At 62.1% G+C, this 11,491-nt stretch carries 10 protein-coding genes; 7 read left to right on the top strand and 3 right to left on the bottom strand.

Annotated features, from left to right (window positions below; translation table 11 throughout):
• Positions 1-30 precede the first annotated feature (30 nt).
• The 6 genes from AKN84_RS02285 (at position 31) to AKN84_RS02260 (ending at position 8,205) form a co-directional block, all read left to right on the top strand.
• Complete coding sequence (locus tag AKN84_RS02285) at positions 31-831, top strand: SapC family protein (RefSeq protein ID WP_050419166.1); 801 nt, start codon at positions 31-33, stop codon at positions 829-831.
• A gap of 125 nt (positions 832-956) precedes the next feature.
• Entirely contained in the window at positions 957-2,801 is a 1,845-nt protein-coding gene (locus AKN84_RS02280) for a GAF domain-containing protein (protein ID WP_050419165.1), read from the top strand.
• A gap of 181 nt (positions 2,802-2,982) precedes the next feature.
• Positions 2,983-4,962, top strand: coding sequence for an efflux RND transporter periplasmic adaptor subunit (locus AKN84_RS02275; RefSeq protein ID WP_128970357.1), 1,980 nt, complete (start codon positions 2,983-2,985; stop codon positions 4,960-4,962).
• Positions 4,955-6,970 carry a preprotein translocase subunit SecA gene (locus AKN84_RS02270; protein WP_202814656.1) on the top strand — a complete coding sequence of 672 codons (2,016 nt, stop codon included), beginning with the start codon at positions 4,955-4,957 and terminating at the stop codon, positions 6,968-6,970. Before AKN84_RS02275 ends, AKN84_RS02270 begins: the two co-directional genes overlap by 8 nt.
• A 107-nt stretch (positions 6,971-7,077) precedes the next feature.
• Entirely contained in the window at positions 7,078-7,911 is an 834-nt protein-coding gene (locus AKN84_RS02265) for an efflux RND transporter periplasmic adaptor subunit (RefSeq protein ID WP_050419162.1), read from the top strand.
• A 27-nt stretch (positions 7,912-7,938) separates the two neighbouring features.
• Complete coding sequence (locus AKN84_RS02260) at positions 7,939-8,205, top strand: cold-shock protein (protein ID WP_050419161.1); 267 nt, start codon at positions 7,939-7,941, stop codon at positions 8,203-8,205.
• Positions 8,206-8,554: 349 nt separating this feature from the next.
• On the opposite strand, the gene AKN84_RS02250 is transcribed toward AKN84_RS02260, so the two are convergent.
• The 3 genes from AKN84_RS02250 to AKN84_RS02240 all read right to left on the bottom strand — a co-directional run bounded on the left by AKN84_RS02250 (position 8,555) and on the right by AKN84_RS02240 (position 10,953).
• Positions 8,555-9,709 (bottom strand): OpgC domain-containing protein, encoded by a 1,155-nt coding sequence (locus AKN84_RS02250; protein ID WP_050419159.1) that lies wholly within the window; start codon positions 9,707-9,709, stop codon positions 8,555-8,557.
• 165 nt (positions 9,710-9,874) lie between these two features.
• The gene (locus tag AKN84_RS02245) at positions 9,875-10,150 is read right to left on the bottom strand and encodes a hypothetical protein (RefSeq protein ID WP_050419321.1); all 276 of its coding nucleotides are present in this window, start codon (positions 10,148-10,150) and stop codon (positions 9,875-9,877) included.
• Between the two features lie 167 nt (positions 10,151-10,317).
• Complete coding sequence (locus AKN84_RS02240) at positions 10,318-10,953, bottom strand: LexA family transcriptional regulator (protein WP_050419158.1); 636 nt, start codon at positions 10,951-10,953, stop codon at positions 10,318-10,320.
• Positions 10,954-11,080: 127 nt separating this feature from the next.
• Here AKN84_RS02240 and AKN84_RS44480 point away from each other — a divergent pair, with 127 nt between their 5' ends.
• On the top strand, positions 11,081-11,458 hold the full coding sequence (locus AKN84_RS44480) for a GcrA family cell cycle regulator (RefSeq protein ID WP_347337291.1): 378 nt from the start codon (positions 11,081-11,083) through the stop codon (positions 11,456-11,458).
• Positions 11,459-11,491 lie beyond the last annotated feature (33 nt).

Below are 11,491 nucleotides of genomic sequence, written 5' to 3'. Positions count from 1 at the left end.
GGCCTGTAGTAGAGGCGGAGGAGTAGAGTTATGACGACCCAATTGCTGATTTACGAAACCGTCGTCCCGTTGTCCGCGGCTCGCCATCGCGGCTGCGCGATCGAGACGAAGAGAAACTACGAGTTCAGTGGCAAGACGAATTCAGTGCCCTTGATGGCGGTCGAGTTTCCGTATGCTGCCTCGGAATATGCGATCGTGTTCGCGGGCAACAAGGAAAGCATCATGCCTGCGGTGATCCTGGGCGTGCGGGAAGGCGAGAACCTGTTTCTGTCCCGAGAGGCCAAATGGGACGCCAAATATGTCCCGGCATTCATCCGCCGCTATCCATTCGTGTTCTCGACGAGCGCGGACGGCGACCGGCTGATTCTCTGCATCGACGAGGCCTATTCGGGGTTCAATCGAGAGGCAAAAGGACAAGAGCTGTTCGATGCCGACAACAAGCCCACACAATATGTCCAGAACGTCCTGACCTTCCTTCAGGAATATCAGGCGCAGTTCAACCGTACGGTGGCCTTCTGCAAGAAGGTCCTCGAGCTCGATCTGCTCGAGCCCATGCAAGCCCAGGTCGAGACGACCGCCGGCGAAAAGCTGTCGCTGGCTGGCTTCATGGCGGTGAACCGGGAGAAGCTCAAGGCTCTCCCCGGCGAAAAGCTCGCCGAGCTCGCCAAGAGCGACGCGCTGGAGTTGCTCTATCTCCATCTTCAGTCGATGCGAAACTTCCAGGCCCTGCCATCACGTCTATCCGTCATCAAGGGAGGAACGTCGGAAGCGTCGTCCGGCGATGACGCGCCGGCCGACGATCGGTTAAACGGGGCAAGGGCATCCGCTTAGCATAGGGCTCTGGCTATGCCGTTCGCCCGGTCTCTGCGCCACGGCAGCGCGCTCTCAGGTGCGCGCTGCGATGCCGCTTTCGTTGCGGCTTCGCGGCGCCAAGCTCGACGGAGCCCAAAACCGCAATGACAACCGCGTCGCCGATCTATTCCTTTGCCGAAGACGCGTCCCGCGCGGAATCGGTGGCTTGGGCAAAATTCTCTGCAGCGAAAGACAGCGCGGAATTCTGTACGAGTTGGCTGACCATCCTGTGCATGCAGGTCGAGCGTGCCGGCGGTGGATTGCTCCTGCTCGGACCGGACAAGGATGGCGCCTACGTTCCCGCCGCGGTGTGGCCGCATCCTGGTCTCGATATGCAGCATCTCAGCCCGGCCGCCGAACGGGCGCTGACCGAGCGGCGCGGAATCGTCGTGCCGACGGAAGGGCGCGGCGCCTTCATCGGTTACCCCATCGAGGTGTCGGGCACCCTTCACGGGGTCGTGGTGCTCGATATCGGCCCGGGACCCGAGGCGGCACTCCAGCGGGCGCTGCGGCTGTTGCACTGGGCGAGCGCCTGGTTGATCGATCAATTCCGCAAGGGGGCGCTGGAAGAGCGCGAGGCGCGGCTGACGCGCATGGGCATCGCCATGGGTATCGTGGCGACGGCCATGCAGGAGCGCTATTTCTCGGCATCTGCACTCGCGGTCGCGAACGAGCTTGCCGGACGGCTGGCGTGCGACCGGGTCAGCATCGGTCTAGAGAAATCCGGCAGTAACGAAGTGAAGGTGATCTCGCATACCGCGACGTTCGATCCCAAGATGGACCTCGGGCGGCGGATCGGCAATGCGATGGACGAGGTGCTTGATCTCGATGTCGCTCTGGTGTTTCCGCCGCGCGACGACGTGGAGCGTGCCGCGCTCGCCCATGATGAGCTTGCCCGCGAATATCACGACGTCGCGATCTGTTCCGTTCCACTCGTCGACGGTGGACACGCGACCGGTGTCCTTACCCTGGAACGGACGAAGGGCGAGCCATTCGATGAGGCGACAATCGAGCTTTGCAAGACCGTCGGCGGGCTGCTTGGGCCGATCCTGACGCTGAAGCGCGAAAGCGAGCGGAACCTGTTGCAGTATGCCGGCTCGTCGTTGCGCCACGGTGCGGAGGTCCTGTTCGGACCGCGCCACCCCGGCGCAAAGCTGATCGCACTGCTGGCGCTCGGGTTCATTCTGTTCTTCAGCGTCGTCAACGGGACCTATCGCGTCGCGGCGAAAACCGTCATTGAGGGAGCCGTGCAACGCATCGCGGCGGCGCCGTTCGACGGATTCATTGCGGAGAGCTTCGTTCGGGCCGGCGACACCGTGAAGGCCGGGCAGGTGCTCTGCAAACTCGATGACCGGGAGCTCAAGCTCGATCAAGCGCGGCTATCGTCGGAGCGTGAGCAACTCGAGCGCAAGTATCGGCAGGCGCTGGCGGCGCAGGAGCGCTCGACCATGGCGATACTCCAGGCGCAGATCGAACAGGTTGACGCGATGTTGTCGCTCACCAAGGACAAGCTGTCGCGCGCCACGCTGGTCGCTCCGTTCGACGGCATCGTCGTTGCCGGCGATCTGCAGCAGCTGTTGGGGACGCCCGTCGAGCTTGGCAAGTCGCTGTTCACAATCGCACCGCTGGATAGCTACCGCGTCATCCTGCAGGTGGAGGAGCGCGACATCTCCTATCTGAAGCTCCAACAACAGGGAGAGCTCACGCTTTCCGGTATTCCGCATCGACAGATGGAGTTCTCGGTCGAACAGATCACGCCGGTCTCGACGGCTCAGGACGGTCGCAACTTCTTCCGGGTCGAAGCGCGAATGCGCGACGCCTCCGAGCAGGTGCGGCCCGGCATGGAGGGGGTCGGCAAGGTCGAAGTCGGTGAGCGGAAGTTGATCTGGATCTGGACGCATTATCTGGTCGACTGGGTGCGCCTCACGATCTGGAAGTGGCTGTTTTGATAGCGGGACTCGGATGAACGCGCCATTGCTCAGCAGCTGGTGGTACCGCGTCGCGACGCGAAAGCCGAAGCTGCGTGCGCATGCGCGGTTGCATCGACATCTCTACCGCGGCGAGGTCTGGTACCTGCTGCAGGATCCGGCCTCATCCCGCGTGCACCGCTTTACACCGTCCGCGCGTCTCGTGATCTCGCTGCTGGACGGAAATCACACTGTCGAGCAATTGTGGGAATTGGCCAACCAGCACCTTGGCGACGAGGCGCCAAGCCAGGACGAACTCATCCAGCTGCTCGGCCAGTTGCATTCCGCCGACTTATTGGAAAGCGACGTCACGCCCGACGTGGCCGAGGCGTTTGCCCGCGGCGAGCGCGAGGAGAAGGCGCGGCATTTCCGTTCCTACGGCAACCCGATGGCGATCCGGATCCCCCTGTTCGATCCGGACCGGCTGCTCACGCGTTGCAGAGGGCTGCTGCGCTTGATCTGGAGCGGCTGGGGCGCGGCGGTATGGCTTGTGGTGGTGCTGCCGGCGTTCGTTCTGATATGGCCGCATTGGCCCGAGCTGACCCACAATTTCAGCGACCGGGTATTGGCCATTGACAATCTTCTGGTTCTCTACCTGGTCTTTCCGTTGATCAAGGCGCTCCACGAATTGGGGCACGCTTCGGCGACGAAGGCGGGGGGCGGTGAGGTTCATGATCTCGGCATCATTCTGCTGGTCCTGTTGCCCGTTCCGTACTGCGATGCGTCGGCGGCGACGGTGTTCAGATCCAAATATCGGCGCGCGCTGGTCGGTGCCGCCGGCATGGGAGTCGAGCTGTTCGTCGCAGCGATTGCCTTTTATCTCTGGCTTCTGATCGAACCCGGGCTGGTGCGCGCCGTCCTCTTCAACGTGATGCTGATCGCCAGTGTCTCCACCCTGCTGTTCAACGGCAATCCGCTGCTGCGTTACGATGCCTACTATATCCTGGTCGATCTCATCGAGATGCCGAACCTCGCAGCGCGATCGGCGCGCTATTGGGGATATCTGATCGAGCGCTATGTGCTCTGGATTCGGGAAGTAGAACGGCCCGAGGGATCGCGCGCGGAGTGCGTATGGTTTGTCTTCTATGGTTTCGCGTCGACGCTGTACCGGATCATGGTGACGGTCATGATCGCCTTGTTCATCGCGGGGCAATTCTTCTTCATCGGCGTTCTGCTCGCGATCTGGGCTGTGGCGGCGATGGCGATCTTCCCTGTCGTCAGGGCGGTACGGCACCTCCTGGAAAGTCCGCGGTTGCGCAAGCATCGCGCGCGTTCCCTGGCCATTTCTGGGAGCCTTGTTCTCGGCCTTGTCGTTGTCCTGTTCGCCGTTCCCATGCCTTACCATTCGCATGCCGAAGGCGTGTTGTGGTTGCCGGAAGAGGCGATGGTCCGCGCGAGCGCGAACGGGTTCGTTCGGGAACTGCTGGTGACGCCGGGGACCGAGGTCGTTCGCGGAGACCCGTTGATCCAGAGCTATGATCCGGCGCTGCTTGCGCAGCTGCGCAGGAACGAAGCCAAAGTCGCTGAGCTGGAGGCCGAATATGCCGCCCAGTTCGTCGCCGACCGCGCCAAGGCGCAGGTCGTGCACGAAAAGCTTGCTGTCGAGCAGGCAAACCTCGCCCTTGTTCGCGAACGTGCCGCCGAACTCTTCACGCGCGCCCGCAGCGACGGAGTGTTCATCGTGCCGCAAATGGTGGATATGCCCGGCCGCTATTACCGGCGAGGCGAACTGCTCGGCTATGTCGTCGGAAAGACGACGCCATTGGCGCGTGTCGTGGTGCCTCAGGAGGCGGTCGATCGCGTTCGCCTGACCACCGATCGCATCGAAGTGCGGCCGGTTGACCGGCCACGTCTGAATCTGGAAGGACGCGTGCTACGCGCGGTCCCTGCGGCCGGTGAATATCTCCCGTCTCCTGCGTTGGGCGTCGAGGGTGGAGGGGATATCGCCGTCGATCCGCGCGACACCAAGGGTCCGAAGACCTTGCAGCGGACCTTCCAGTTCGACATCGCGCTCGATGGACTTGAGGCGGTGGACTATTTTGGTCAGCATGTCTTCGTGCGGTTCGATCATCGAATGGAGCCGCTGTCGGTGCAGTGGTATCGCAGCATCAGGCTGCTTTTGTTGACGAATTTCAATGTCTAGGCCCGGTATGAAGTTGGACCGCCGCGAGCTGGCATTGAGCTGCCCCTATCCCGAGCGGGCGGAATATGAGCCGGCGCTGCACGACCGGATCGCACAAGGCCTCGTCAATGATCTGATCAAGCCTGCGCTCGGCCGGTTTTGCGACCCGGCACGCGCGTTGCGTGCGATCGTCGGGCATGCGGCACAACACGAACGTGCGTTGTCTGTCGCAAGCGACGACGATTTGCGGCAGGAAGCGAACGGCATGCGCGCGACGCTGCGCCGGCGGGGCTTCGTGCCTGAGCTGGTCGGGCGCTCATTCGCCCTGGTGCGGGAGGCGGCAACCCGTACGATCGGCCAGCGGCACTATGACGTTCAGCTGATGGCGGGATGGGGATTGCTGCAGGGCAAGCTGGTCGAGATGGCGACGGGTGAAGGCAAGACAATTGCCGCGACGCTGCCGGCGGCGACCGTCGCGCTTGCCGGATATCCGGTGCATCTGATCACGGTCAACGACTATCTCGCCAATCGCGATGCAACCGAGCTCGCTCCGCTCTATCAGTTTCTCGGGCTCAGCACGGGCGTCGTGGTGCAGGGCATGTCCAAGGCCGAGCGCCGCCAGGCCTATGCAAAGTCGGTGACTTATTGCACCAACAAGGAACTCGCATTCGATTATCTGCGCGACCGCGTCGCGCTATCGCGGCGCGGCAGCAGATTGCATCTTTCGCTCGAGAAGCTTCGCGGCCATCAGGAGCGGGGCGAAGATCTCGTCTTGCGCGGGCTCCACTTCGGCATTGTCGACGAGGCGGACAGCATCTTCATCGATGAAGCCCGCACACCGCTGATCCTGTCTTCGTCGATTGGAGCCGCTGAGGAGAAGCTGCAATGCGAGCAGGCGCTTGATTTCGCCGCACAGCTGGTCGCCGGAGACCATTACGCCGTCGATCCGGCAGAGCGATCCGTGCTGTTGACCGCCGAGGGGCGGCGGCAACTCGGCCACCTGACCGATGACGAGCATGGTGTGTGGACCTCGTCGCGCGCTCGTGAAGAGCTGATGACGCAGGCGCTGACGGCCATCCATCTGTTCAAGCGCGACCAGCACTATGTCGTCGTCGACAGCAAGATCCAGATCGTCGATGAATCGACCGGACGCACGATGCCGGACCGCTCCTGGGAGCGTGGTCTGCATCAACTGATCGAGGTCAAGGAGAGCTGTGAGCTGACCGATCGTCGCGAGACCATGGCCCGCATCACCTACCAACGGCTGTTCCGGCGCTACATCAAGCTGGCGGGAATGTCCGGCACCGCGCTGGAGGTCGCGCGGGAGATCAAATCCGTCTATGGGCTCGATGTGGTCCGGATTCCGTTGAACCGTCCGTCGCAGCGGACCGTCTTGCCTCCGCGGGTCTGCGCAAGCCAGGCCGAGAAGCTGAACGTCATCGCCGATACGGTCGAACGCGTGGCGGTGATGGGGGGGCGGCCGGTGCTGATCGGGACGCGCTCTGTCGGCGCATCGGAGGAGATCAGCGCCGTATTGAGGCGGCGCGGCATCGAACATGCGCTTCTGAATGCTAAGCAGGATCAGATCGAAGCCGAAGTGGTCGCGCGCGCTGGGGAGCCCGCGCGGGTCACCGTTGCCACCAACATGGCCGGGCGCGGCACGGATATCGGCCTCGGCAAAGGCGTCGCCGATTGCGGCGGGCTTCATGTCATCCTGACCGAATATCATGACTCGCGGCGCGTCGATCGCCAGCTGTTCGGCCGTTGTGCCCGGCAGGGGGACCCCGGCAGCTGCGAGGCGATCGTTTCGCTCGATGACGATATCTTCACGATCCATACGGCGACGGCGGCCCACGTCATCCGCAAACTGGTCGACGCGAGTTTTGACGTGCCGGTGAGCGTATATCAGGGGTTGCGCAGATTTGCGCAGTTTCAAGCCGAGCGCCGGCACGGCTATGTGCGGGTCCAGAACCTGCAGCTTGATCGGCGTCTCGACCGTTTGCTGGCCTTCTCGGGGAGAGGTGAATGAAGATGGCCACTGTATCCAGGCTCGTCCGCAGGGTGCGAGCGACGTGCGGGCGTTTCAATCCGACGGGGGGCAAATGTGAACCAGCGGGTCACAAGACACCCCGGGCGATGGCGGCTATCGGCTGCGGCGCGCTGACCCTTCTCGCGTCGACTGTCTTAGGTTGTATTGATGCGCGTGCGCAGGACCAGAAGGTCGAAGGTCAATTCGATTGCCTGATCCAGCCGAAAATGGTGCTCAAGCTCGGGACTTCGGTACCGGGCCTGTTGAGTGAGGTGCTCGCCGATCGTGGCGACGTGGTCAAGAAGGGCGATGTGCTGGCCCGCCTCGAGTCGGGCGTGGAGCAGGCTGCGGAAGCGCTGGCCAAGCTCCGTTCCGAGAACGATGCGACGGTTCGTTCCAGCATGGCTAAGCTGGAGTTCCAGCGCCGCAAGGACGAGCGGGCGAGACAGTTGCGCAAGAGCGACTCTGTCACGGTTGCGGTCGCCGATGAAGCCGAAACGGGCGCGCGCGTCGCCGAGCAGGAACTCGATGAAGCGAGGGTGAACCTTGCCATGTCGAAGCTGGAATTGAGCCGTGCGACGGAAGTCCTCAAGCAGCGCACGATCCGCAGTCCCATCAACGGCGTGGTGGTGGAGCGAACCCTGGGGCCTGGTGAATACGTGTTCGACCAGTCTCACATCATGACCGTCTCACAGATTGATCCTCTCAACGTCGAGGTCTATGTGCCGCTCGGCCAATTCGGCAAGATCCGCGTGGGCGCATCGGCCGAGGTGTTTCCGGAGGAGCCGGTCGGCGGCAGGTACGCCGCAACTGTGACCGTGGTCGACCAGGTCTTCGATGCCGCGAGCGGAACCATCGGCGTGAGGCTCGAACTGCCCAACCCGAATTACGCAATTCCGGCCGGCCTCAAATGCCGCGTCCGACTGCCCGGAATAGGATAGACCCGCAGCCGTCGAGCGGAGGATCTGATGCTGGAGGGGACGATCAAGACCTATCACAATGACCGTGCATTCGGCTTCATCCGGCCGGACGCCGGCGACAGGGACATCTTCTTTCATTTGAAATCGCTTCCACCTGGCGTCGTGCCCGCAGCCGGCGCGCGCGTGAGCTACAACCTTGCTCCCGACCAGCGAACAGGAAAGCTCCAAGCGGTGAGCATCAAGGTGCTCGTCGACGGACACAATTCCCAGATTTCGACGCGGTTCGTGAAGCTGCCGCGCTTGCCCAGACCTTGATTCTCGGAGCGGTGCGCTTCTGGACGTCGGCCATCCAGGGCTCGGGCACGAGGCTGACGAGATAGTATCCATTCGGAAAGGAGCCGGCTACCCGCAGCTTGATCGGCCCCACCGCTACCGCCAGATCATTGGTGCGATGAGGAAGCCGCAGCTGGCCAGCGCTTGGCGAAGCCCCTGTTTCCTGCCCCAGAGCAGCCTCGTTGTTTTGAACAGCTGCACACAAGCCAATTTGCGCGTCATGCAGGGCTCGGCTGAGCATGCCTGATCGGACAACTGGAGACCGAGGGGCTGCACCGCGACCATGGATGCGCGGAACGTTAGCGTCGACCTCCAGCTCGTCGCTGCCGGTTCAGGACCGTGCTCCGACGGCTGATTTGTTGTCCTGTTGCTTCGACCACGAGACGTAGTAGGCGACCGCGGTCATCGCCGCGATGCCAGCGATGCTGACCGCAACCTGCCTGGTCAGCGAATACGGGCCCGTGATCAGGATCAGGTGCGCAGCAAAGGAGAGGAACACGCCCGCACAGAACACGGCCAGCCACTCCTCGCCGCATTTGATGATCGGCTGCAACGCGTATGATCGCAGGTATTCGCAGTCGCGGGGCACCAACCAGGTGAACAGGAATGTCAGGGTCAGGAAATGCAGGATGCGGTGAGGGGCGACGTCCTCGCGGTCGTTCTGCAGCAGCATCTCGCTCAGTCCGCTTGGCATCATCTGGGCGAGTGCCGGGATTTCGTTGCTGGACACGATCGTCAGCGCGAACAGCAGATAGAGCAACGCTGTGGCGCGCAGCGCGGTAATGGCCTGCATCGCGCGGATCGCAGGGGCATAGCGAGTGCCGATGAGCGCAAGCCAGCCGCCCATCACGAACAGCAATTGCCAGCAGAACGGGTTAAGATACCAGGCTCCATACGGATAGGATGTCAGGTTCCAGTCGAGCACGCGGGCGGCGGCGTAAAGTGTCACGGACGCGAGAAGTGTCGCGTTCGGTACGTACAGCAGTCCGAAGACGACGATCGGCTGGAAGGCCATCAGGGCGATGATGAGTTGCAGCACGTCGAGATTGAGCGGCTTGGCCTGCAGGAACAAGCCGTAGATCAGCGTCCGGACCGGGTGGTCGATGAAGCCGGTGATGTTGAATTCGCTGATGATCTCGGGCGCCGCGGTCCGCGCGGCGACATAGCTGATCAACTCGACATAGATCACGAACAGAACGATATAGGCGGCATAGAGCTGCCAAACGCGCTTGAAGATGCGGGTTGCTGCCACCAGGAATCCGCGCTCCAGCGTCATCTGGGCGTAGATGAGCGTCACCGCGTAGCCGCCGATGAATACAAAGAGGTCGGTCGCGCCGCTGAAGCCGAAATTGCGCATGGTCAGCGCGCTGACGAAGTTATGCGGAATATGGTCGAGGAATAGAAACCAGTTTGCGATGCCAAGCAGCAGCGCGATCCGGAGATCGCCATCGGCTCTCGCGATCTCGGCGTTGGTTGTCGAAGTCATCTGAAGCTGAAATCTGCCGGCCCGAGAAAACGATTCGCTAATCTAAGGGGAACCTACGCCTGGTCCGAATAGACTCTGCGTGAACGCTATCTAGTCCGTTTCGGGTTCCGGCCAAGTGGTCGGATCAAGAAAGATCACCTTTTCGCAATCACCACGTGAGCGCCGTCAGATAGGCTCGTGCTTCCGCCGGTCGCGGACGTGATCCAGCGTATTGGCTTGCAGCTCTGCGCCGGTCAGGGGGATCTCGGGCAGGGCGGCCTCGGAAAGGATATCGTCCGTAACATCCTCAACCGAACACCCGGCAATCTCGTGAATGAAGCTGACGTTTGTATATTCTCCCGACGCGACCCGTGAGACGACCTCGCGTCGCGTCAGTTCGGGATCGACGATCGCCTCGCGGCCACGGCGGCCGTAGTCGATCATCACGACGAAATACTGCATTGCCTGATGTGATGGTTCGATGCGTTGACTGTCATCGATCATTGTTTCCGATAATCGGAATTGTGTCAAGAGAAATTGCCGATAATCGGAATTCGAACGTGCCTGCCCTAGATCGATTCGGTGCGGTGGCATCCGAATCGATCTGGCCGGCCCTGGCAGCAGCGCTGCTATTTCTCGGACGATCGGCCGCCTTTGGGGGCGGATTTGCGGCCCTTCGCCGCCGTCTTGCCACGCAGCCGCTCGATCTGGCCACGGGGCAGGGTAACGCAGATCTCGCCGATCCATTCGAGCTTGACGCCGTTGATCGGCTTGGCGTTGAAGCTCTTGAGATTGACGGTTCCGGAAGAACTGCCGCGCTCGATCGTCTTCAGATAGCGCTCGCCGCTCTTCAGCCGGACCGCAGCTTCCTCTCCGTAGAAGCTCGACAGCGGATAGCGCTGCTCGCGATAGACCACGATGACGTCGCCGTTCTCGTATTTCGGCAGCATCGAATCGCCCGAAACCTCGAAAGCGACGGTCTCCTCCGTCATCGGGAACGGGAGTTCGATCTCCCCGAGCCCCTCCGGCGGCACCTGCTCGAGCTCCGGCTGAATCGAGGCGCCCGCGCCGACCCGGCCCACGATCGGCACCGAGTTCAGCTCCAGATACTCCATGATCGGGGCGATCTCCGATGCCTTGATCAATCGTATCCCCGACAGGATTTCGGACACCGCTCCGGCCCGAACTCCCATCGCGCGGGCCAGCCCGCCTTTGCTCTTCCCTGTCTTTTCCAGTGCTCGTTCGATCAGTGCCGCATCCAGCATGTTCCATCCTCTCCAAACCCGGATCCATTACTACCGTTACGATTATCAGAAATCAAGCTTGACTTTTTGTTCGGAATATCGGAAGTTGTGCGAGGCGCCGGCGGAATGACAAAAATGGGAATTTGGAATGGAAATGATGAACTGGCTGCCGGAGCATTCGGCAGCCCTGCAGGACCTGCGCGCCCGCGGCTTGTCCTATTGGGAAATAGCTGACACGATCAACGCAACCTTCAATACGGCCTATACCCGCAACGCGGCGCTCAGCCGGGCGCAGCGCATGGGATTGGCCGGCCTCGATCGGGCCCGAGCCGTCTCCGCCAGGATATCTCGAACTACCCAAGCCGGTCCTGCCGGAGCTCCCGCGGATCGGCCGACTGCGGGACGTGCAGGCCGAGCCGAAGCTCGATCTGGTTCGATGCCCCAAGATCTTCACCGAATTGGTGGAGATGCCCCAACTTCGCTGCGCGGCGGTCGCGCCACGGCACCTCTCATTGCTCGATCTTAAACCCGGAGACTGCCGCTATCCCTATGGCGGGGA

The sequence above is a fragment of the Bradyrhizobium tropiciagri genome (assembly GCF_001189845.1).
Taxonomy (GTDB): Bacteria; Pseudomonadota; Alphaproteobacteria; order Rhizobiales; family Xanthobacteraceae; genus Bradyrhizobium; species Bradyrhizobium tropiciagri.
This window is presented reverse-complemented; position numbering and strand designations above follow the sequence as displayed.